The 21989-nt window shown below is 62.8% G+C and carries 18 protein-coding genes; 8 read left to right on the top strand and 10 right to left on the bottom strand.

All coding sequences use genetic code 11. The features are described 5' to 3' along the window. Window positions 1-67 precede the first annotated feature (67 nt). From HX855_RS18520 to HX855_RS18500, 5 genes are all read right to left on the bottom strand, one after another. Window positions 68-667 (bottom strand): LysE family translocator, encoded by a 600-nt coding sequence (locus tag HX855_RS18520; protein ID WP_177088033.1) that lies wholly within the window; start codon window positions 665-667, stop codon window positions 68-70. A gap of 55 nt (window positions 668-722) precedes the next feature. Further along, window positions 723-1562, bottom strand: a complete 840-nt coding sequence (locus HX855_RS18515; RefSeq protein ID WP_177088030.1) for an AraC family transcriptional regulator — start codon at window positions 1560-1562, stop codon at window positions 723-725. A gap of 75 nt (window positions 1563-1637) precedes the next feature. After that, window positions 1638-2279 carry a DUF1345 domain-containing protein gene (locus HX855_RS18510; RefSeq protein WP_177088028.1) on the bottom strand — a complete coding sequence of 214 codons (642 nt, stop codon included), beginning with the start codon at window positions 2277-2279 and terminating at the stop codon, window positions 1638-1640. 53 nt (window positions 2280-2332) lie between these two features. After that, window positions 2333-5431 (bottom strand): efflux RND transporter permease subunit, encoded by a 3099-nt coding sequence (locus tag HX855_RS18505; protein WP_177088026.1) that lies wholly within the window; start codon window positions 5429-5431, stop codon window positions 2333-2335. A gap of 12 nt (window positions 5432-5443) precedes the next feature. Further along, complete coding sequence (locus tag HX855_RS18500) at window positions 5444-6601, bottom strand: efflux RND transporter periplasmic adaptor subunit (protein ID WP_177088024.1); 1158 nt, start codon at window positions 6599-6601, stop codon at window positions 5444-5446. A gap of 336 nt (window positions 6602-6937) precedes the next feature. Here HX855_RS18500 and HX855_RS18495 point away from each other — a divergent pair, with 336 nt between their 5' ends. The 4 genes from HX855_RS18495 (at window position 6938) to nudC (ending at window position 10814) form a co-directional block, all read left to right on the top strand. Continuing rightward, window positions 6938-7639, top strand: a complete 702-nt coding sequence (locus HX855_RS18495; RefSeq protein WP_010165572.1) for a response regulator transcription factor — start codon at window positions 6938-6940, stop codon at window positions 7637-7639. 3 nt (window positions 7640-7642) lie between these two features. Then, window positions 7643-8938: an ATP-binding protein gene (locus tag HX855_RS18490; protein ID WP_177088022.1), complete on the top strand. Its 1296-nt coding sequence runs from the start codon at window positions 7643-7645 to the stop codon at window positions 8936-8938. A gap of 223 nt (window positions 8939-9161) precedes the next feature. Further along, the gene (locus HX855_RS18485) at window positions 9162-9974 is read left to right on the top strand and encodes a crotonase/enoyl-CoA hydratase family protein (RefSeq protein ID WP_177088020.1); all 813 of its coding nucleotides are present in this window, start codon (window positions 9162-9164) and stop codon (window positions 9972-9974) included. 6 nt (window positions 9975-9980) lie between these two features. Continuing rightward, complete coding sequence (gene nudC / locus HX855_RS18480) at window positions 9981-10814, top strand: NAD(+) diphosphatase (protein WP_177088018.1); 834 nt, start codon at window positions 9981-9983, stop codon at window positions 10812-10814. Here nudC and HX855_RS18475 read toward each other — a convergent pair. The 3 genes from HX855_RS18475 to HX855_RS18465 form a co-directional block, all read right to left on the bottom strand. Further along, on the bottom strand, window positions 10782-11561 hold the full coding sequence (locus tag HX855_RS18475) for a TSUP family transporter (protein WP_177088016.1): 780 nt from the start codon (window positions 11559-11561) through the stop codon (window positions 10782-10784). The genes nudC and HX855_RS18475 overlap by 33 nt on opposite strands. Before the next feature lie 241 nt (window positions 11562-11802). Further along, window positions 11803-12522: a phosphatidylcholine synthase gene (gene pcsA, locus HX855_RS18470; protein ID WP_177088014.1), complete on the bottom strand. Its 720-nt coding sequence runs from the start codon at window positions 12520-12522 to the stop codon at window positions 11803-11805. Window positions 12523-12670: 148 nt separating this feature from the next. Further along, entirely contained in the window at window positions 12671-13597 is a 927-nt protein-coding gene (locus tag HX855_RS18465) for a class I SAM-dependent methyltransferase (RefSeq protein ID WP_177088012.1), read from the bottom strand. 191 nt (window positions 13598-13788) lie between these two features. On the opposite strand from HX855_RS18465, the gene mdeB reads away from it, so the two are divergent. Then, window positions 13789-16467 (top strand): alpha-ketoglutarate dehydrogenase, encoded by a 2679-nt coding sequence (mdeB, locus tag HX855_RS18460; RefSeq protein ID WP_177088010.1) that lies wholly within the window; start codon window positions 13789-13791, stop codon window positions 16465-16467. A 117-nt stretch (window positions 16468-16584) separates the two neighbouring features. Here the strand turns inward: mdeB and HX855_RS18455 are convergent, their stop codons facing one another. Beyond that, window positions 16585-17079, bottom strand: a complete 495-nt coding sequence (locus HX855_RS18455) for a DUF1289 domain-containing protein (RefSeq protein WP_177088008.1) — start codon at window positions 17077-17079, stop codon at window positions 16585-16587. A gap of 218 nt (window positions 17080-17297) precedes the next feature. After that, window positions 17298-18548: a ribonucleotide-diphosphate reductase subunit beta gene (locus HX855_RS18450; protein WP_178948014.1), complete on the bottom strand. Its 1251-nt coding sequence runs from the start codon at window positions 18546-18548 to the stop codon at window positions 17298-17300. 318 nt (window positions 18549-18866) lie between these two features. Between HX855_RS18450 and fae the strand changes: the two genes are divergently transcribed. Genes fae through HX855_RS18435 form a run of 3 tightly spaced genes read left to right on the top strand, consistent with a single transcriptional unit; the run spans window position 18867 to window position 21854 of the window. Next, complete coding sequence (gene fae, locus HX855_RS18445) at window positions 18867-19379, top strand: formaldehyde-activating enzyme (RefSeq protein WP_177088004.1); 513 nt, start codon at window positions 18867-18869, stop codon at window positions 19377-19379. Between the two features lie 10 nt (window positions 19380-19389). Then, entirely contained in the window at window positions 19390-20424 is a 1035-nt protein-coding gene (locus HX855_RS18440; protein ID WP_177088002.1) for an aldo/keto reductase, read from the top strand. Then, entirely contained in the window at window positions 20421-21854 is a 1434-nt protein-coding gene (locus tag HX855_RS18435) for an NAD-dependent succinate-semialdehyde dehydrogenase (RefSeq protein WP_177088000.1), read from the top strand. Before HX855_RS18440 ends, HX855_RS18435 begins: the two co-directional genes overlap by 4 nt. The last annotated feature ends 135 nt before the right edge of the window (window positions 21855-21989 follow it).

Below are 21989 nucleotides of genomic sequence, written 5' to 3'. Positions count from 1 at the left end.
CATAAATGACAGTCTAAGAACCGTTTTTTAACTCCCTTTGATGCTAAGCGTCGTAGCCCCATCGCCCTTACACAATGACGCTCAACCACGTCGACCCCAGCAGCAACACCGCCATGCAGCGGTTGAACCGCTGCATGGCGGTGGGGGAACGAAACAGCCGGGTTGACCCGGCACCCAGCAAGGCCCAGGCGCCCAGGCAGGGCAGGGAAATCACAAAGAACGCCAGGGACAGGTACAGCACGTGAGCTTGCCGCTCGTCGCCAGCGCCGCCGAACACACTGATGACCGCCAGTGCCATCATCCAGGTTTTGGGGTTCACCAGTTGCAGGCTTGCGCCGCCCACCAGGCCCATGGGTTTTTGTGTCGCGTCCGGGGTGATCGCCATCGCGGGGGCACGGAATATCTGCCACGACAAATAGCTCAGCCAGGCCACGCCGGTCCATTGCATAGCGGTTTGCACCTTCGGCAGCTGCGCGAGGGACTGGCCGAACCCCGAGCCCACCACGAATACAATCCCCGCCGCGCCGGTACAGGCGCCCAGCACGATGGGCAAGGCCGCTTTGAAACCATGGCGGGCGCTGTTGCTCAGCACCAGGATATTGGTGGGTCCCGGGGTGATGGAGGCGACGAAGGCGAACAACAGAAACGGCAGCAGGGTAGGGAACATGGCAACGCGACTCCAATCAGCAGATCAATGAAGTCGATCTTCACAAGCCTGGCCGTTACCTGTCTGGAAGATTTGAGCAGCGCTTGCGGTAGGCGGCGGGTGTGAGGCCATAGGCCCGCACGAACCAGCGGCCCAAATGACTTTGATCGGCAAAGCCCAGGTCTGTTGCGACGTCGGCGGGTTGGGCGCCTCGGGCCAGCAAATGTCGGGCGCGGGCCAGGCGCAGTTGCACCAGGTAAGCGTGAGGCGGCAATCCGAACGCGCTTTTGAACGCGCGGGTCAGGCGGAAGCGGTCAACACCGGTCGCCAGGGCCAACTCGTCCATCCCGACATCCTGTTGCAGATGGGCGTGCAGGTATTCCCGGGCCTTGTGGGCTACCAGCGGCATGCGTGGGTCTTCGCGGTAGCGCTGGCGCCACTGCAATTGCCCGGTCAAGCGTTCCAGCAACTGGTCGAGGGCGCTTTGGCGCACGATGCGTAACTCGCCCGCATGCAGGCTTTGAAAAGCCTGGTGGGTGGCGAGCGCCAGGCGCGGGTCACTGGTCAGTGTGGTGGTAACGCTCAGCTGACTGTTGGCGGGCGCTTCCTCGAACACCGCCGAGACTTCCCGCTCCAGCCAATGCGGGTCGAGGTACAGCATGCGGTAGGTGAAACCCTCGGGCGTGGGGGCGTTGCCGTCATGGATTTCCCCCGGTTCCAGCAAAAACACTTGCCCCGGTGTGCTGTGATGGCGGGCCCGGCGACAGTTGAATTGCTGCACGCCTTGCTCGGTAACGCCCACCAGGAAACTGTCGTGCCAGTGCGGGTCGTAGGCGTGGCCCTCGAAATGCGCACGCAGGGTCTCGATGCCGGTGTCGGCGTCTTGAGCCAGGTCGATCCAGTTGTGGGCGGTCATAACGCACCGATAACGAATAGGTGGTCGCCAGTTAGCGCCGCAGCGCCGGCTGGCGTCTAGAAGGTTTGTGCAGCCTCAACCGAACAACCCGGCGGCAATGTTGATCGAGAACCCCAGGATCGCGGTATTGAACAGGAACCCGATCAACGACTGCCCCAGCACCACCTTGCGCAGGCCACGGGTGGCCACGCCGACGTCCGCGGTTTGCACCGCCACACCGATGGTGAACGAGAAGTACAGAAAGTCCCAATAGTTGGGCGTGCGTAAATCCTCGGCAAACCGCAGCGCCGGCTCGGGGCCGTCCCAGGTGTAATACAGGCGCGCGTAATGCACGCTGAAAATCACCCCGATCAGCAGCCATGAACCGATCACCGTCAGGCCGGTAAACCCGTAGTGCAACAGGCGCTCGGTACTGCTCAGGTCCTTGCTGCCCACCAGTTCAAAGGTAATGGTCGCCAGGCTGGCAATCGCCGCGATGCACACCATAAACAGCACCAGGCTGGCGTTCTCGTCTTCGATCTCGGCGATACGCTTTACGTCGTCGGCCCGGGCATGGCTGGTGAGCCACAGCATCAGCACCAGGTAGCTCCAGACGCCGGCGTTCCAGCCGATAAGGATTTTGCTGAGGAGCGTATCGGCCGGAGCGAGAATGCCCACCGCCAGGCCCAGTACGGCGGCGGAGGACAGGCGAGGGTGGGTGCGGGCGAGGAAGGGCATGGGAACTCGATGGGCCAGGGTTTGCATTACCTTAGCCCACCTGAGTCCTTTGTTCAGCTGTCTTTGTGGCGCTTCTTCACCAGCTTCATCACCACCACAAAGAACACTGGCACAAACACCACCGCCAGCGTCGCGGTAATCATCCCGCCGATCACGCCGGTACCGATGGCCTGCTGGCTGGCGGAACTGGCACCCGTGGCAATCGCCAACGGCACCACGCCGAGGATAAACGCCAGGGACGTCATGATGATCGGCCGCAGGCGCAGGCGTGCCGCCTTGAGCGTTGCATCGATCAGGTCTTCGCCCTGGTCATACAGGTCCTTGGCAAACTCGATGATCAGGATCGCGTTCTTCGCCGACAGGCCAATAATCGTAATCAGGCCGACCTTGAAGAACACGTCATTGGGCATCCCGCGCAAGCTCACCGCCAACACCGCGCCGAGCACGCCAAGCGGCACCACCAGCAACACCGAGGTTGGAATCGACCAGCTCTCGTACAGCGCCGCCAGGCACAGGAACACGATCAGCAGCGACAAGCCGAGCAACAGCGGCGCCTGGGAACCGGACAAGCGTTCCTGCAACGACAGGCCGGTCCATTCCTGGCCCAGGCCGGCGGGCAGTTGGCTGACCAGCCGCTGGATTTCCTCCATCGCCTCGCCGGTGCTGTGGCCCGGCGCGGCTTCACCGGAAATCGCGATGGCCGGGTAACCGTTGTAGCGGGTCAACTGCGCCGGGCCCTGGATCCAGCGTGCTTCAACGAAGGCCGACAGCGGCACCATCTTCCCGGCGTTATTGCGCACATGGATCTTCATCAGGTCGGCCACCTGGCTGCGCTGATCACCCTCGGCCTGCACCACCACCCGCTGCATGCGGCCCTGGTTGGGGAAGTCGTTGATATAAGCCGAACCGATGGCCGAGGACAGCACATTGCCGATGTCGGCAAAGGAAATCCCCAGGGCATTGGCTTGCTTGCGGTCCACTTCCAGTTGCACCTGAGGCGCCTCGGCCAGGGCGCTTTCACGCACGTTGGCCAGGATCGGGCTTTTCTCGGCGGCGGCCAGCAATTCGGTACGGGCTTCCATCAAGGCCGCGTGGCCGACGCCGCCACGGTCCTGCAGGCGGAACTCGAAACCACTGGAGGTGCCCAGGCCATCCACCGGCGGCGGCAGGACCGCATAGGCGATCGCGTCCTTCAGCTCGCTGAAGGCCGCGTTGGCCCGGTCTGCAATCGCGGCGGCGGAATCCTTGCTGCTGCGTTCCGACCAATCCTTGAGCGTGGTAAACGCCAGCGCGGCGTTCTGCCCGGAGCCGGAAAAGCTGAAGCCCATGATCATCGTGGTATCGCCCACACCGGGTTCGCCGGCGTTGTGCGCCTCGATCTGCTCGGCCACCTTGACCGTGCGGTTTTTGCTTGCACCCGGCGGCAGCTGGATATCGGTGATGGTGTAACCCTGGTCTTCCACCGGCAGGAACGAGGAGGGCAGGCGGCTGAACAACACCACCAGGCCCACCACCAGTACCAGGTAGATCACCAAGTAACGGCCGCTGCGCTTGAGGGCATAGGCCACCCAGCCTTCATAACGGTCGGTGAACTGCTCGAAGCGCCGGTTGAACCAGCCGAAGAACCCGCGTTTCTCATGGTGCTCGCCCTTGGCAATCGGCTTGAGCAAGGTGGCGCACAGCGCCGGAGTCAAGGTCAGGGCGAGGAACGCCGAGAACAGGATCGAGGTGGCCATCGACAACGAGAACTGCTGGTAGATCACCCCCACCGAACCCGGCATGAACGCCATCGGCAGGAACACCGCCACCAGCACCAGGGTGATGCCGACAATCGCCCCGGTGATCTGGCCCATGGCCTTGCGCGTGGCTTCCTTGGGCGAGAGGCCCTCGGTGACCATGATCCGCTCGACGTTCTCCACCACCACAATCGCATCGTCCACCAGGATGCCGATGGCCAGCACCATGCCGAACATGGTCAGCACGTTGATCGAGAAGCCCAGCAACAGCATGGTGGCGAAGGTGCCCATCAACGCGATCGGCACCACCAGCGTCGGGATCAGCGTGTAGCGGATGTTCTGCAGGAACAGGAACATCACCGCAAACACCAGCAGCATCGCCTCGCCCAGGGTGTACACCACCTTGGTGATCGAGACCTTCACGAACGGCGAAGTGTCGTACGGAATCTTGTATTCGACGTTGGCCGGGAAGTAGCGCGCCAGTTCGTCCATCTTTGCCCGCACCAGGGTCGCGGTGCTCAAGGCGTTGGCGCCGGGGGACAGCTGCACGCTGACGGCGGTGGACGGCTTGCCGTTCAGGCGGGTGGAGAACTGGTATTCCTGGCTGCCGATTTCCACCCGTGCCACATCACCGACGCGCACGGTAGAACCGTCCGGATTGGCCTTGAGCACGATGTCGGCAAATTCGGCCGGGGTCGAGAGTTGGCCTTTTACCAGAATCGACGCGGTGATTTCCTGAGTCTTGGTGCCCGGCAGATCCCCGATGCTGCCGGCTGACACCTGGGCGTTTTGCGCGGCGATGGCGGCGTTGACGTCCGCCGGGGTCAGGTTGAAACCGATCAGCTTCTGCGGGTCGATCCAGATCCGCATCGCACGCTCGGCACCGTACAGCTGGGCCTTGCCCACACCGTCCAGGCGCTTGAGTTCGTTCATCACGTTGCGCGCCAGGTAGTCGCTGAGCGCCACGTCATCCAGCTTGCCGTCGCTGGAGGTCAGGGTCACCAACAGCAGGAAACCGGCGGAGACTTTCTCCACCTGCAAGCCTTGCTGGGTCACCGCCTGGGGCAGGCGCGGCTCGACGGCCTTGAGGCGGTTTTGCACATCGACCTGAGCCATCTCCGGGTCGGTGCCCGGCTGGAAGGTGGCGGTGATGGTGGCCGAACCGAGGCTGCTCTGGGACTCGAAATACAGCAGGTGATCGGCGCCGTTCAGCTCCTGCTCGATCAGGCTGACCACGCTTTCGTCCAGGGTCTGCGCCGAAGCGCCCGGGTACACCGCGTAGATTTCGACCTTTGGCGGGGCGACGTTGGGGTACTGCGCCACGGGCAGCTGCGGGATGGCGAGGGCGCCGGCCAGCAGGATAAACAGGGCGACCACCCAGGCGAAGATCGGGCGGTCGATAAAGAATTGCGGCATGGAAAACGATCCTTATTGGCCGGATGCCTGGGCGAGTGGCGCGGTGCTGTCGTCGACCTGGACTTTCTCTCCAGGGCGGGCGTGTTGCAGGCCTTCGACGACGATACGGTCACCGGCCTTGAGGCCGCTGGTCACGACCCAGCGGTCATTCACCACCGAGCCCAGTTCCACCGGTTGCTGGCTCACGGTTTGCTCGGCGTCCAGCAGCAACACCATGGGAATTCCGGCGCTGTCGCGGGTGATCGCCCGTTGCGGCACGCTGATGCCTTGCTGGTCGACGGCTTGCTCCAGGCGCACGCGGATAAAGCTGCCGGGCAGCAGGTCGAGGTCCGGGTTGGGGAACTCGCTGCGCAAAATGATCTGGCCGGTGCCCGGGTCGACACTGATCTCGGCGAACAGCAACTTGCCCGGCAACGGGTACAGGCTGCCGTCATCCTGGATCAGCGTGGCCTTGGCCTGGTCCTGGCCGACCTGCTTCAAGTGCCCGGCGCGGAAGGCCCGGCGCAGGTCATTCAGCTCGCGGGTGGATTGGGTCAGGTCGGCGTGAATCGGGTCCAGTTGCTGGATCAGCGCCATCGGCGTGGCTTCGTTCTGCCCCACCAGTGCACCTTCGGTCACCAGCGCGCGGCCGATGCGGCCAGAGATCGGCGCAGTCACGGTGGCATAGCCCAGGTTTAACCTGGCGCGCTGCACGGCGGCCTGGTTGGCGGCCACATCGGCGGCGGTTTGCCGGGCGGCGGCGCGGGCGTTGTCGTATTCCTGGCCGCTGATGGCGTTGCCTTCCACCAATTGGCTGTAGCGCTGCTCTTGCAGGCGCGCCTGGAACGCATTGGCCTCGGCCTTGCGCAGGCTGGCCTGAGCGCTGTCGAGGTCGGCCTTGAACGGCGCCGGGTCAATCCGGAATAGCACATCGCCCTGTTTGACGTCGTGGCCTTCCTTGAACACCCGCTGTAACACCACGCCGGCCACCCGGGCGCGCACTTCGGCGATGCGCGGCGCGGCAATCCGCCCGCTCAGCTCGCTGGTGATGGACAGGGGCTTGGCTTCAAGGGTTTCGATCCGCACCTTGGCCAGTGGTGCCTCGGCGGCTTTGTCCGTCGACTTGCCACACGCGCTCAGCGCCAGTGTCAGGGCCAACAGGCAAAACGGCGCAAACAGATTCTTCGACATGCTCATATCCCAATATTGACTGGCGCATCCTACGGGCGCCCCCGCCACAGTGCTGTGAAGCTCTGTAGGTGGTGTGTGAAGAAATGTAAGGTGCGGCCCACAGATGCACAGGGGCGTATATCCTTCATAACCGCCGAACCTTACACGATCTTCTACACACTGAAGATCAAATGTGCGAGCGGGCTTGTGTGGGAGCTGGCTTGCCTGCGATGGCAGCGCCTCGGTTTTACTGAATAAACCGAGGCGTCTGCATCGCGGGCAAGCCCGGCGCCCACACAAGCCCGCTCCCACACTGGATTTGCGCACTACTTAGAAATTGTATTATTTGGAAATACCATGCCCAACATCCTGCTGGTGGAAGACGACGCCGCGCTCTCCGAATTGATCGCCAGTTATCTGGAACGCAACGGCTATCACGTCAGTGTGCTCAGCCGTGGCGACCACGTGCGTGAGCGCGCGCGGCTCAACCCGCCGGACCTGGTGATCCTCGACCTGATGCTGCCGGGCCTCGACGGCCTGCAAGTCTGCCGGTTGCTGCGGGCCGATTCGGCCACGCTGCCGATCCTGATGCTCACCGCCCGCGACGACAGCCACGACCAGGTGCTGGGCCTGGAAATGGGCGCCGACGACTACGTCACCAAACCCTGCGAGCCCCGGGTATTGCTGGCCCGCGTGCGCACCCTGCTACGGCGCAGCAGCCTCACCGAGCCCCAGGTGGCCAACGACCAGATCCTGATGGGCAACCTGTGCATCGACCTGTCGGAGCGCACCGTGACCTGGCGCGACCAGGCGGTGGAGCTGTCCAGCGGTGAATACAACCTGCTGGTGGTGCTGGCCCGGCATGCCGGCGAAGTGCTCAGCCGCGACCAGATCCTGCAACGCCTGCGGGGCATCGAATTCAACGGCACCGACCGCTCGGTGGACGTGGCGATTTCCAAGCTGCGGCGCAAGTTCGACGACCACGCCGGGGAAGCGCGCAAGATCAAGACCGTATGGGGCAAGGGCTACCTGTTCAGCCGTTCCGAGTGGGAATGCTGAGCCATGTTTCGTGTCCTGATTCGCCTGTACCTGATCACCATTGTCACCTTCGCCGCGGCGATCTACCTCGTCCCGCGGGCGGTGATCCAGCTGTTTGAACACCGTTACATGAGCTACAACATCGAGCAGTCCCGCGGGATGCAGAGCCTGATCGTCAAGGAATACCAACGGGTGCCGGTGGAGCAGTGGGCCAATGTCACCGTGCGGCTGGCGGCGGATTTTGCACCGCTCAAAGTGCAATTGCTGCGGATCCAGGACGCTAGCTACACCCCTGAAGAACAGCGGCTGCTGGAAAAAGACCAAATGGTGATTCGCCTGGGCGAGTGGGGCTGGGCGGACGACGTCAGCTCGGCCCTGGACGACCAACTGGTGGTCAAGGTCTCGGTCCCGCCGGACCCGCTGGACATGAACCTGCTGTACTGGAGCATGAACGTGCTGATCGGTGCGGCGCTGCTGGCGTGCCTGCTGTTCTGGCTGCGGCCCCATTGGCGCGACCTGGAGCGCCTGAAAAGCACGGCGGCCCAACTCGGCCAAGGCAACCTTGGGGCACGCACGAAGATTCCCCCCAGCTCCAACATCGGCAGCCTGGCAGCGGTGTTCGACACCATGGCCAACGACATCGAGCAGTTGCTCAACCAACAGCGTGATCTGCTCAATGCCGTCTCCCATGAACTGCGCACGCCACTCACGCGCCTGGACTTCGGCCTGGCCCTGGCGCTGTCCGACGACCTCCCGGCCGCCAGCCGCGAACGCCTGCAAGGGCTGGTGGCACATATTCGTGAACTGGACGAGTTGGTGCTGGAATTACTGTCCTACAGCCGCCTGCAAAACCCGGCGCAAACCCCCGAGCAGGTGGAAGTGGTGCTCGACGAATTTATCGACAGCATCCTGGGCAGCGTTGACGATGAACTGGAAAACCCCGATATCGTGATGGATGTGGTGCTGGACTGCGCCGTGGAGCGTTTCACCCTGGACCCGCGCCTGACCGCCCGGGCCCTGCAAAACCTGCTGCGCAACGCCATGCGCTATTGCGAACGGCGGATTCAGGTGGGGGTGAAGGTGTGTCCCAAGGGCTGCGAGATCTGGGTGGACGATGACGGCATCGGCATTCCGGTTGACCAGCGGGAGCGGATTTTCGAGCCGTTCTACCGGCTGGATCGCAGCCGTGACCGCGCCACCGGCGGGTTTGGGTTGGGGTTGGCCATCAGCCGGCGGGCGCTGGAGGCCCAAGGCGGAACGTTGACGGCCCAGGCTTCGCCATTGGGCGGCGCACGTTTCAGGTTGTGGCTACCAAGCTAAAGAACACCGCAAAACCATTGTGGGAGCTGGCTTGCCTGCGATAGCGGTGGGTCAGCTTGCATCTTTGTTGACTGATACACCGCCATCGCAGGCAAGCCAGCTCCCACATGTGATCCTCACCGTCCTTCAGTCCTGTTTTTGGCGCATGCACAGCCTTACCCGCCCTCACACACCCTTGTTATAGTTCGGCCCTTATCCCAGCTGCCAGTCAAGGATCACTGCCATGTCCGAATACCAAGCCTTTGTCGTCGAACTCAGCGGCAACGTCGCCCATGTGCAGCTCAACCGCCCGGAAAAGATCAACGCCATGAACGCGGCGTTCTGGACCGAGATCATCGACATCTTCCAGTGGGTCGAAGACACCGACGCCGTGCGTGCGGTGGTCATCAGCGGCGCCGGCAAGCATTTTTCTTCCGGCATCGACCTGATGATGCTGGCCTCGGTGGCCAATGAATTCGGCAAGGACGTAGGCCGCAACGCCCGCCTGCTGCGGCGCAAGATCCTCGAACTGCAAGCCTCGTTCAACGCCGTCGACACCTGTCGCAAGCCGGTACTCGCGGCGATTCACGGCTATTGCATCGGCGGTGCCATCGACTTGATCAGCGCCTGTGACATGCGCTACGCCGCCGAAGATGCGCAATTCTCCATCAAGGAAATCGACATCGGCATGGCCGCCGACGTCGGCACCCTGCAACGCCTGCCGCGCATTGTCGGTGACGGCATGCTCCGTGAACTGGCCTACACCGGCCGCCCGTTCGGCGCAGAAGAGGCGCGCAGCATCGGCCTGGTGAATCGGGTGTTCAGCGATCACGAGAGCCTGCTGGCCGGGGTGATGGAGATCGCCCGGGAAATCGCGGCCAAATCGCCAATCGCGGTCACCGGCACCAAGGCGATGATCAGCTACATGCGTGACCACAGCATCAATGATGGTCTGGAATACGTTGCCACCTGGAACTCAGCTATGTTGCAATCCAACGACCTGCGCGTGGCCATCGCGGCCCATATGAGCAAGCAGAAACCCGACTTCGTGGATTGACTGAACATGACCCCAGGCTGGATTACCACAACGCTGCTGGACAACGACGCCCCGGGCGGCTGGGCCGTGGCCCGCAGCCGTGAAGGCTTTTTGCACGACCAGAACGGCCCGCTGTTCCCCCGGGAATGGCTCAAGCGCCAGGACTTGTCGGTGTTTGCCGAGCATGGCATCGGCCACCTGGACGGCGAACCGGTGTACCTGCTGGAGCTCAACAGCCCCGCCGACGTACCGGGCTGCGGCTGGCAGGGCCTGCGAGCGTTCATGTTGCAAGGCGACCACACCCTGTACAAAGTCCTCGGGTATGCCGCGCAAATCGGCACCTGGGCCCGTGAGCATCGTTTCTGTGGCAGTTGTGGCCAGGCGATGGTGCAGGTGCCACGGGAGCGGGCGATGTTCTGCCAGGCCTGTGACCTGCGCAGTTACCCGCGTATCTCGCCGAGTATGATCGTGCTGGTGACCCGTGGCGACGAGATCCTGCTGGCCCGTTCGCCGCGCTTTGTCACGGGGGTCTACAGCACCCTGGCGGGATTTGCCGAGCCGGGTGAGTCGGCCGAAGACTGCCTGATTCGCGAAGTGCGTGAAGAGGTGCAGGTGGAGGTCAAGAACATCCAGTACATGGGCAGCCAGTGCTGGCCGTTCCCGCACTCGATGATGCTGGGTTTTCATGCCGAGTACGCCGGCGGCGATATCGTGCCCCAGGCCGACGAAATCGAAGACGCGCAGTGGTTCAACGTCCATGAGCTGCCGCCGTTGCCGGCGTCCCGCTCGATTGCGCGCTACCTGATCGACCTCTACCTGGCCCGCCGTTTAGGCCACGCTGAACCAGTGCTGCCAGGCTAGGCGCACCGTCAGGCCGAGCACCACGGTGATAAACACCGGGCGAATGAACTTGGCGCCGCCGCTGATGGCGCTGCGTGCGCCAAAGAATGCGCCGCACATCACCGACACCCCCATGCTCAGGCCGACAATCCAGTCCACCGAACCATTGAAAATGAACACCGTCAGCGCCGCCGCGTTGCTGACGAAGTTCATGCTGCGCGCCACGCCGCTGGCTTTTACCAGGTCGATGGGATGCAACAACATGGTGCTCACGGTCCAGAACGCCCCGGTACCCGGGCCCGCCACGCCGTCATAGAAGCCCAGGCCAAAGCCCTGGGTGGATTGCCATTTCTTCTTGATCGGCGCGTCGTTGTCCAGCGCCGCCTTGGGCGTGCCGCCAAACAGCAAATACAAACCGCAGCCGAACACGATCACCGGAAGCATCTTGTTCAGGGTTTCGGCGGGCAGGTAATGGGCGACGATCGCGCCGGTGAGTGCACCGATCAGCGTACCGACGATGGCATGCACCCACTGGCGCGGGTGAAACAGCTTACGGCGGTAGAAGGTAAAGCTGGCGGTGGCCGAGCCGAAGGTGGAACTGAGTTTGTTGGTGCCCAGCACCAGGTGCGGCGGCATGCCGGCGGTGAGCAGGGCAGGCGTGGTCAGCAGGCCGCCACCGCCGGCGATAGCGTCGATAAAACCGGCGATAAAGGCGACAACGGCGAGGATCGCGAGGGTGGTGAGGTCAACGCTGAGTTCGAAGGGCATGGGCAAGACTTATTCGGCAAGGCGCAGAAAGGGCTGCGCGAAAGGCCGGTATCTTACCCATAACCCTGGGTCGAGGCGATCCAAATGTGGGAGCGGGCTTGCTGTGGTGAGGGTGCTTGATCGTTCCCACGCTCTGCGTGGGAATGCCGCCCTGGACGCTCCGCGTCCTGCTGTCCCACGTGCGACGCAGAGCGTCACTGGATGCATTCCCACGCGGAGCGTGGGAACGATCGCGTGGGTATCAGGCGTGACGCTTCTCCCACCATTCCATGCCGGTGCGCCAGAAGCAGATTCCCAGGAAGTACGCCGACATCAGCAACCACAGCCCCATCGTCAGCCGATTGGTGTACGGGAAGTCGATCACCAGCAGCAGGCTGCACAGCAACCAAATCGTGGTCACTGCAATATTGAGCGGCATGAAGCGCTTGACCCGGAACGGGTGCAGGAACTTCATCGGGGTGACCGTCAGCAGCGCCAGGCCGATCACCGTCAACAGGGTGATCCAGGCATCGGGCTGGATGATGTAGACGCACAGCGCAACCACGTTCCAGGCCGCCGGGAAGCCCTGGAAGTAGTTGTCCTTGCTCTTCATGTTGACGTTGCAGAAGCAGAACAGCGATGACACCAGGATCACCGATACCGTAAACAGCGGGGTGAAGTCCGGCAGCGCGATATAGCGATAGATAAACAACGCCGGGATAAACACGTACGTGAGGTAATCAATCACCAGGTCCAGCACCGAGCCGTCAAAGCTTGGCAATACCGTTTGCACATTCACCCGTCGCGCCAGGGAACCGTCCACCCCATCGACGATGAGCGCCAGGCCCAGCCACAACAGGCAGGCCTTGGGCTGGTTGTCGAGCAGCGCCAGGGTGGCCAGGAAGGCCAGCACCACGCCGGTCGCGGTAAAACCATGGGCACCCCAGGCCTTGAGACGGGCTACATGCAGGGTCGATATCACAGGGGCGTTCTCCAAAAGGTGAAACAGGGCAGCCGACGGGGTAACACCGTCGAATCTGGCCAGAGTGTGCAAGTATCGACCGGGAAGGGTGGGATAAGGTTCACCACCCGGCGTAGGTTAAGCGTAGCAAGCGTAGGACGTTTCGGCATCAGCCTTGACGGAACACCAGCGCCTTTAACCCGCTTTGCGGATCAATATCAGGGAATTCCGGCGGGTTTTCCAGCCGCCGCTCAAAGCGCAGGCCAGGTGCTTCGCGGGTCACGCCGTCGATCAGGAAGTCTTCGCCGAATGCCGGGTCGTTCATGCAGGCCAGCACCGTGCCCTGGGCCGTGAGCAAATCCGGCAGGCGGCGCAGCACCCGCTGGTAGTCCTTGGTCAGCAGGAAGCTGCCTTTCTGGAAGGAAGGCGGGTCAATGATCACCAGGTCATACGGGCCGCTGTGGATGACCTTGGCCCAGGACTTGAACAGGTCGTGGCCGAGGAAGGTCACCTGGCTCAAGTCATGGCCGTTCAGGCGGTGATTGTCGCGGCCTCGGCTCAGGGCACCCCGGGCCATGTCCAGGTTCACCACATGCTCGGCACCGCCTTCGATGGCGGCGACGGAGAACCCGCAGGTGTAGGCAAACAGGTTCAGCACCCGCTGGCCTCGAGCCTGTTCGCGCACCCAATTGCGGCCATAGCGCATGTCGAGGAACAGCCCGCTGTTCTGCTTTTTGCCCAGGTCGATCAGGTAGCGCAGGCCGCCTTCGGTGATGGTCAGTTCGTCGACGGCCTCGCCCACCAGCCATTCGGTGGTGCTTTGGGGGAGGTAGCGGTGTTGCAGCGCCACGGTATGGGCACCGCAGGACGGCCAGTCGATCTGCACCAGCATCTGCTTCAAGGCTTCAAGCTCTGCAGCCTCGGGCTCCTTGAACAGCGCCACCAGCACCACGCCTTGCAGCCAGTCCACGGTCAGCTGTTCCAGGCCCGGCCAGCAGCGGCCACGGCCGTGGAACAGGCGGCGGGTTTCGGTGGGGACGGCCTGCAGGGCGGTCAGCAAATGGGCGTGCAGGGTGGCAAGTGCGTCTGGGTTCATCGGGCAACGTCGGTCATTGAGCGGGCGGCATTTTAAACACAATTGCGGGGTGTTCGGGCGTTGAAGCACAACGTGCTCTGAATTTGTCGATTGGCAGTGATTTGTGCTCAAAAAGGCATGCTCGGCGGTTTACAACAGTCAAAAAATCCCTTGGCACCGACATAAACTGGAAAAAAAGCCCGGAGGTGCCCATGAACGGTTTCGCGAATGCAGTGAGTCAGACAGCGATGGATCAGGAAGAACTGGCCGAATGGCGCGACGCCCTGGCCTCCCTGGTGGCCAACGCCGGCGCGGCGCGAGCGCGGGAGATCCTCGACATGCTGGCGCAAGCGGGTGGCGCGCCGGGCATTGCCTGGAAACCCGCCCATGGCACGCCCTACATCAATAGCATCGCCATGGATCAACAACCGCCGTTTCCCGGTGACCTGGCCACTGAAGAACGCCTGGCCTCGGTGGTGCGCTGGAACGCCCTGGCCATGGTGGTACGGGCCAACCAGGCCTATGGCGAACTCGGCGGCCATATCGCCAGCTACGCCAGCGCTGCGGACTTGTTTGAGGTGGGCTTCAACCACTTTTTCCGCGCCCGCAGCGACAGTTTTGGCGGCGACCTGGTGTTCTACCAGCCCCATTCCGCCCCCGGGATCTATGCCCGTGCCTTCCTTGAAGGACGCCTGAACGAGGCCGACCTGGCCCACTATCGCCAGGAAATCGGCGCCGGCCAGGCGGGGGCCCGGGGCCTGTCCAGCTATCCGCACCCGTGGTTGATGCCGGACTTCTGGCAATTTCCTACCGGCTCCATGGGCATTGGCCCCATCAGCTCGATTTTCCAGGCGCGGTTTATGCGCTACTTGCAGCACCGTGGCTTGCAGGACACCACAGACCGCCACGTCTGGGGCGTGTTCGGCGATGGCGAGATGGACGAGCCGGAAAGCATGTCGGCCCTGACCCTGGCCGCCCGCGAAGGCCTGGACAACCTGACCTGGGTGGTCAACTGCAACCTGCAACGCCTCGACGGCCCGGTGCGCGGCAACGGGCGCATCATCGATGAACTGGAAGCCTTGTTCGCCGGCGCCGGCTGGAACGTGATCAAGCTGGTGTGGGGCTCGGACTGGGACGCCTTGCTGGCCAAAGACGCCGACGGCGAGTTGGTGCGCACCCTGTCGCAGACGGTGGACGGGCAGTTCCAGACCTTCGCCGCCAAGGACGGTGCCTACAACCGCGAACATTTCTTCGGCCAAAGCGAGGCGCTGTCCAAACTGGTCGAAGGCATGAGCGACGAGCAGATCGACCGCCTCAAGCGTGGCGGCCATGACATGGTCAAGATCCACGCCGCCTATCACGCTGCACGCCGGGTTACGGGCAAACCCACGGTGATCCTGGCCCAGACCAAAAAGGGCTTTGGCATGGGTGAAGCCGGGCAGGGCAAGATGACCACGCACCAGCAGAAGAAGCTCGACCGCGAGGCGTTGATCGCCTTTCGCAATCGCTTCCAGTTGCCGCTGTCGGATGAGCAGACCGAATCCCTGAGCTTCTACAAACCGGCCGAAGACAGCCTCGAGATGCGCTACCTGCACCAGCGTCGTGCCGCCCTCGGCGGGTATGTGCCGAGCCGCAGCCAGCAGGCGCCCGCCGTGAACGTGCCGCCGGTGTCGGGCTACGGCGGGTTTGCCACCCGGGCGGATGGCAAGGAAATGTCCACCACCATGGCCTTTGTGCGCATGCTCACTCATCTGCTCAAGGACAAGGCCCTCGGCCCGCGCATCGTGCCCATCGTCGCTGACGAGGCGCGTACGTTTGGCATGGCCAACCTGTTCAAGCAGATCGGCATCTATTCCAGTGTCGGTCAGCATTACGAGCCGGAAGACATCGGCTCGATCCTCAGCTACCGCGAGGCCACCGACGGGCAGATACTGGAAGAAGGCATCAGCGAAGCCAGCGCCCTCAGTTCCTGGGTGGCGGCGGCCACCAGTTATTCGGTGCATGGCCTGCGGATGCTGCCGTTTTACATCTACTACTCGATGTTCGGTTTCCAGCGCGTCGGCGACCTGATCTGGGCCGCGGCCGACCAGCGTGCCCGTGGCTTCCTGCTGGGCGCCACGGCCGGGCGTACCACCCTGGGTGGCGAAGGTTTGCAGCACCAGGACGGCAGCAGCCACCTCACGGCCGCCACGGTGCCCAACTGCCGCGCCTACGACCCGGCGTTTGCCGGCGAATTGGCGGTGATCCTCGACCACGGCATGCGCCAGATGCTGGAGCACGACGTGGACGAGTTCTACTACGTGACCCTGATGAACGAAAACTACCCGCAGCCGAGCCTGCCGGACGGCGTGGACGCGGCGATCATCAAAGGCCTGTACCGTTTGAGCGGGCAGGTGGGCGGCAAGGTTCGTTTGCTCGGTGCCGGCACGCTGGTGCTTGAAGCCCAGGCCGCGGCGCAGTTGCTGGCGGATGATTGGCAGGTGGCGAGCGAAGTGTTCAGCGTCACCAGCTTCAGCGAACTGGCCCGGGACGCGCGGGAGGTGGAACGTTGGAATCGCCTGCATCCGCAGCAGCCGGCGCGGCGCAGTCACCTGGCGGAGTGTTTGCCCAAGGGCGTGCCGGTGGTGGCGGTGTCTGATTACGTGCGGGCGGTGCCGCAGATGATTGGGTCATACGTGGATTCGGCGTACACGGTGCTGGGCACGGACGGCTTTGGTCGCAGCGATACCCGGGCCGCGTTGCGGGATTTCTTTGAGGTGGATCGCTATCACATTGTGCTGGCGGCACTGACGGCGTTGGTGGAGCAGGGGAGTGTGGACCGGCAGGTTTGCCAGCAGGCGATAGAGCGGTACGCATTGCAGACGGAGCGGGATGCGTCCTGGGTGTGCTGACACAACAAAAACTGTGGCGAGGGAGCTTGCTCCCGCTGGGCTGCGAAGCGGCCCCAAAACCCTGGGAGCGCTGCGCACTCCAGCGGGAGCAAGCTCCCTCGCCACATTAGTCGGTGTTTATCCCAAAGTACTGGCTATCAACGGCGCCCCAAAAGTCTCCCGCAGAAACCCCGGCGCGATGTACCGCTCGTAATGCGCCTCGGACAACAGGAAAAACTCCCGATCAATCGCATCCCGCAAATCCGTCAGATTACGCTCGCGAAACTCCGGCAGCAGCGCCAACCCATACGCATCCAGCTTGGAAATCACCCGCGCGCCGCGGGCAATCAACTGGTACGCCCAGCAATACGGCGACTGGTGGGGCACAAACCGGATCTTGCGGTCTTCCAGTTGCTGGCGCAGGCGTTGCGGGTCCAGCACTTGCAACTTGCTGGTCATCACCTGCACCAGCAGTTGTTCCAGGCGCAGCCACACTGCCTGTTTCTCCTCGGCGTTGTAGCCGTTCCACTGAATCACCTCATGGTGATAGCGCTTGCAGCCGCGGCAGACCAGGTCCCCGTAAACGGTGGAGCACAGGCCGACGCAGGGTGTCTTGATGGTTTGATTGGGCATAAAAATAATGTGCAAAGTCTTGTAGAACACCGCGGACCCAATGTGGGAGCGGGCTTGCTGTGGTGAGGGGGCTTGCTGTGGTGAGAGGGCTTGCTGTGGCGAGCGGGCTTGCCCCGCGTTGGGCTGCGAAGCAGCCCCATCAATCTATGGCGAACCCGACGGGGGACAAGCCCCCTCACCACAACAAGCCCGCTCCCACCTTTGATTTGCGTCGTGGATTAGTCCCAGCTCAGCGCGCCGCCGGTCTGGTACTCGATCACACGGGTCTCGAAGAAATTCTTCTCTTTCTTCAAGTCCATGATCTCGCTCATCCACGGGAACGGGTTGGTGGTGCCTGGGTATTCCTCTTTCAACCCAATCTGCGACAAACGACGGTTCGCGATGAACTTGAGGTAATCCTCCATCATCGCCGCATTCATCCCGAGAACACCACGTGGCATGGTATCGCGCGCGTATTCAATCTCCAGCTGAGTCCCTTGCAGGATCATCTGGGTCGCTTCTTCCTTCATCCCGGCATCCCACAAATGCGGGTTTTCGATTTTGATCTGGTTGATCACGTCGATACCGAAGTTCAGGTGCATCGACTCATCCCGCAGGATGTACTGGAACTGTTCCGCCACGCCGGTCATTTTGTTGCGACGGCCCATGGACAGGATCTGGGTGAAGCCGCAGTAGAAGAAGATGCCTTCCAGTACGCAGTAGTACGCGACCAGGTTACGCAACAGCTCTTTATCAGTCTCGACGGTGCCGGTTTCGAACTTCGGATCGGAGATCGAACGGGTGTACTTCAAGCCCCAGGCAGCCTTTTTGGCGACCGATGGAATCTCGTGGTACATGTTGAAGATCTCGCCTTCATCCATGGCCAGGGATTCGATGCAGTACTGGTAGGCGTGGGTGTGGATCGCTTCTTCGAAGGCCTGGCGCAGGATGTACTGGCGGCACTCCGGGTTGGTGATCAGGCGGTACACGGCCAGGACCAGGTTGTTCGCGACCAACGAATCCGCAGTGGAGAAGAAGCCGAGGTTGCGCATCACGATGCGGCGTTCGTCGTCGGTCAGGCCTTCGGGGGTTTTCCACAGGGCGATGTCGGCGGTCATGTTGACCTCTTGCGGCATCCAGTGGTTGGCGCAGCCGTCGAGGTATTTCTGCCAGGCCCAGTCGTACTTGAACGGTACGAGTTGGTTGAGGTCGGCGCGGCAGTTGATCATGCGCTTTTCGTCAACGGCGACGCGGGCGGCGGAGCCTTCGAGTTCGGCGAGGCCTTCGGCGACGTCGAGTTTGTCGAGGGCGGCCTTGGCGCGGATGATCGCGGCCGAGTCGCTGGCGGTCACGTTGCGGGCTTCGAGGGCGGCGGCAGCGCCGGCGCCGTCAAGGCGGTCCATGTTGGCTTCGGTGGCGTGGCCGGCGTTGGCGCCTCGGATGACGACGTCACCGGTGTCTGGTTGATCTGCTTCATCCCAACTCAGCATTGAATTGCTCCTTCCTGGTCCATTTGACGGCGTGACCGCGTTCAAAAATGTGCGTTTTGCAGGCTGCAAGGCATTGAAATACTGCCCATAGTGTGGTCGAGGCTAGGTGTTCTTGCACACTATGTAGTGGTTGTCTGTGTTTGTGGGCACACTATATGGGGTGTGACAAGGATGGTCAACGCGTAGGACGGGTCCGATGGTCGCAGGGCCATGAGCAAAACTCACAGCCCCATGACTTTTAATGGTTACGGCGCCCGCCTGCGCCAGTGCTAAAAATTCGCCAACCAGCTCCCCATAACAAAAAAGAGCGTTTGCGAAATGAAAGCACTTGATCTGTACATCGGCGAAGGCTTCGAAGGCCCAGGCGTCAATGCTGCCCACATCAACATCCTTATCGGCCCGCGCAACGGCCCGGCCGGCCAGGCGTTTGCCTCCAGCCTGGCCTCACCCAGCCAGGGCCATTGCCCGTTCATGGTGATTGCCCAGCCGAACATCCCGGTCAAACCCATGACCCTGTACGTCAACAAGGCCGCCATCGGCAGTGACCTCCACGGCAATGCCACCTGGGGCGCGTCCCAGGCCGGGATCGCCAAAGCGGTGCTCGAAGCCTTGCTCGACGGCACCCTGCCGCCGGAAGCCGAAGACGAGTGGGCCATCGTCACCGCCAACTGGGTCAACCCGGCCTGCGATGACCTGGACGCGGTCTACCTCAATAACTACAACGCCTGCCGCACGGCGATCCGCGCCGCCCTGACCGGCCTGCCGCACACCGCGCAGCTGGCGGACGTGGTCAACCACATCAGCAACCCTTTCTACACGCCAAAAGCCTGAGGACCTCCCCATGCACTACATTCGTTTGGGCAACTCCGGCCTGCAAGTCTCCCGCCTGTGCCTGGGCACCATGAACATGGGCACCCCGGACTGGAAGCCGTGGATCTTCGATGAGAAACAAAGCGAGCCCATCGTCGCCCACGCGCTGGCCAACGGCGTCAATTTCATCGACCTGGCCGACTTCTATTCCGCCGGCGTCGGCGAAGAAGTGGTAGGGCGCATCCTCAAGCGCGTTGCCCGCCGTGAAGACATCGTGGTCACCACCAAGGTCGGCTACGGCACCCGCGCCGGCATCAACGCCAGCGGCCATTCGCGCAAGCACATCATGGACAGCATTGACGCTTCCCTGAGCCGCCTGGGCATGGACTACGTCGACGTGTTCATGCTGCATTACTTCGACGTGAACACCCCGGTGGAAGAAACCATGGGCGCCCTCAACGACATCGTGCGTTCCGGCAAGGCTCGCTACATTGGCGTGTCCACCATGCTCACCGGGCAACTGGCGAAAATCCTCATGGCCTGCGAGCGCAACGGCTGGGTCAAGCCGATCAACATGCAGCTGCAACTGAACTGCGCCTACCGCGAAGAAGAGCGCGAGATGATCCCGTTCTGCCGCGACCAGGGCCTGGGTGTCTCGGTGTTCAGCCCGCTGGCCCGTGGCCTGCTCACCGGCGACGTGCAATCGAACCGTAACCAGACCGACTTCTTCACCCAGCAGATGTACAGCGACCAGGCGTCGTTCGACATCGCCCACTCGGTGCAACGCGTGGCCCGTGCCCGTGGCGTGTCCAACGCGCAGATCGCCCAGGCCTGGGTGGCCAACCACCCGGGTGTGGACGTGATGCTGGTGGGCGCCGACACCACCGAACAGTTTGACAGCGCGCTCGCCGCCCTCGACACCCAACTGGATGCCGAAGAGCTCCACGAGCTGGAACGCAACTACACCCCGTGCGATGTGATCAACGACTACACCGCCGGCAAACGCATTCTGCGCAGCGCCCGTCCGGGCCTGGACCGCTTTAACCTGATAGAGGCCGTGGCATGAACCCGCTGATTCGCACAGGCAATTTCATCGATGGCCAATGGTCCAGCGGTGGGCCGGTTTACCCGGTACTCAACCCGGCCAATGGCGCGCAGATCGCCGAAGTACAACGGGCCGGCGCAGAGGAAACCCACCTGGCCATTGCCGCCGCCAACCGCGCCTTGCCGGCCTGGCGCAAACTCACGGCCAAGGAACGCAGCCAGCGCCTCAAGCGCTGGAGCGAGCTGATGCTGAGCAACCAGAAGGACCTGGCCCACCTGCTCAGCCTGGAACAGGGCAAGCCGCTGGCCGAAGCCATTGGCGAAGTGGTGTACGCCGCGAGCTTCCTGGAGTGGTTTGCCGAAGAAGCCAAGCGTGCCTACGGTGACGTGATCCCGACTCACAAGGCCGATGCGCGCATCATCGTGACCAAGGAAGCCATCGGCGTGGTCGCCGCAATCACCCCGTGGAACTTCCCGCTGGCCATGGTCACCCGCAAGGTCGGCCCGGCGCTGGCGGCGGGGTGCACGATGATCCTCAAACCGTCGGAAGAAACCCCGTTGTCGGCCTTCGCCCTGGCGGTGTTGGCCGAGCAGGCCGGGATTCCCGCCGGCGTGTTCAATATCGTCTCCGGCGATGCCGTGGCCATCGGCGGCGCGCTGCAAGCCTCAAGCGTAGTGCGCAAGCTGTCGTTCACCGGCTCCACCCGCATTGGCAAGCTGCTGATGCGCCAGGCTGCGGACACGTTGAAAAAGGTCTCGTTGGAACTGGGGGGCAACGCGCCCTTTATCGTGTTCGACGACGCCGACCTGGACGCCGCCGTCAAAGGCGCCATGGCCTCCAAGTTCCGCAACACCGGCCAGACCTGCGTGTGCGTCAACCGCTTCTTCATTCAAGACGGCGTCTATGACGCGTTCACCCGCAAACTGGCCGAAGCGGTATCCGCGATGCGCGTGGGCAGCGCCCTGGACGGCGAAACCGAACAAGGCCCGCTGATCAACGCCGCCGCCCTGGCCAAGGTCGAAGCCCACGTGGGCGACGCCCTGGAGAAGGGCGCCAAGCTGCTGTGCGGCGGCCGTCGGCACGCCTTGGGCGGCACGTTCTTTGAACCCACCATCCTCACCGAAGCCCACGGCGAGATGCTGATCGCCCAGGAAGAAACCTTCGGCCCGGTGGCGGCCTGCTTCCGCTTCAAGGACGAAGCGGAAGTGCTGCAACGGGCCAACGACACACCGTTTGGCTTGTCCGCCTACTTCTACAGCCGCGACATCGGCCGCGTGTGGCGCATGGCCGAGGGCCTGGAAGCGGGCATGGTGGGGATCAACGAAGGGATCATCTCCACCGAAGTCGCGCCGTTTGGCGGGATCAAGGAATCGGGCCTGGGCCGTGAGGGTTCCAAGTACGGCCTGGAGGATTACCTGGAGATCAAATACCTGCTGATGGGCGGCCTCTAAATACGGTCAACCAAACACACAAACCCCTGTGGGAGCTGGCTTGCCTGCGATAGCGGTCTGTCAGCTTCCCATGATCAACCTGACCCACCGCTATCGCAGGCAAGCCAGCTCCCACAAAAAAAAGGTTCTTCACGG

This window comes from Pseudomonas sp. IPO3778, assembly GCF_013386825.1.
GTDB lineage: Bacteria > Pseudomonadota > Gammaproteobacteria > Pseudomonadales > Pseudomonadaceae > Aquipseudomonas.
The sequence above is the reverse complement of the archived record's forward strand: the minus strand, read 5'-3'. Positions and strand labels throughout refer to the sequence as shown.

Bases quoted from the DNA above. Each gene is read 5' to 3' on its own strand.
- HX855_RS18490 (WP_177088022.1), top strand. From the start codon at position 7,643: ATGTTTCGTGTCCTGATTCGCCTGTACCTGATCACCATTGTCACCTTC.
- HX855_RS18440 (WP_177088002.1), top strand. From the start codon at position 19,390: ATGCACTACATTCGTTTGGGCAACTCCGGCCTGCAAGTCTCCCGCCTG.
- HX855_RS18500 (WP_177088024.1), bottom strand. From the start codon at position 6,601: ATGTCGAAGAATCTGTTTGCGCCGTTTTGCCTGTTGGCCCTGACACTG.
- HX855_RS18450 (WP_178948014.1), bottom strand. From the start codon at position 18,548: ATGCTGAGTTGGGATGAAGCAGATCAACCAGACACCGGTGACGTCGTC.
- HX855_RS18475 (WP_177088016.1), bottom strand. From the start codon at position 11,561: ATGCCCTTCGAACTCAGCGTTGACCTCACCACCCTCGCGATCCTCGCC.
- HX855_RS18435 (WP_177088000.1), top strand. From the start codon at position 20,421: ATGAACCCGCTGATTCGCACAGGCAATTTCATCGATGGCCAATGGTCC.
- mdeB (WP_177088010.1), top strand. From the start codon at position 13,789: ATGAACGGTTTCGCGAATGCAGTGAGTCAGACAGCGATGGATCAGGAA.
- HX855_RS18520 (WP_177088033.1), bottom strand. From the start codon at position 667: ATGTTCCCTACCCTGCTGCCGTTTCTGTTGTTCGCCTTCGTCGCCTCC.
- HX855_RS18505 (WP_177088026.1), bottom strand. From the start codon at position 5,431: ATGCCGCAATTCTTTATCGACCGCCCGATCTTCGCCTGGGTGGTCGCC.
- HX855_RS18495 (WP_010165572.1), top strand. From the start codon at position 6,938: ATGCCCAACATCCTGCTGGTGGAAGACGACGCCGCGCTCTCCGAATTG.
- fae (WP_177088004.1), top strand. From the start codon at position 18,867: ATGAAAGCACTTGATCTGTACATCGGCGAAGGCTTCGAAGGCCCAGGC.
- nudC (WP_177088018.1), top strand. From the start codon at position 9,981: ATGACCCCAGGCTGGATTACCACAACGCTGCTGGACAACGACGCCCCG.
- HX855_RS18485 (WP_177088020.1), top strand. From the start codon at position 9,162: ATGTCCGAATACCAAGCCTTTGTCGTCGAACTCAGCGGCAACGTCGCC.
- HX855_RS18515 (WP_177088030.1), bottom strand. From the start codon at position 1,562: ATGACCGCCCACAACTGGATCGACCTGGCTCAAGACGCCGACACCGGC.
- HX855_RS18510 (WP_177088028.1), bottom strand. From the start codon at position 2,279: ATGCCCTTCCTCGCCCGCACCCACCCTCGCCTGTCCTCCGCCGCCGTA.
- HX855_RS18465 (WP_177088012.1), bottom strand. From the start codon at position 13,597: ATGAACCCAGACGCACTTGCCACCCTGCACGCCCATTTGCTGACCGCC.
- HX855_RS18455 (WP_177088008.1), bottom strand. From the start codon at position 17,079: ATGCCCAATCAAACCATCAAGACACCCTGCGTCGGCCTGTGCTCCACC.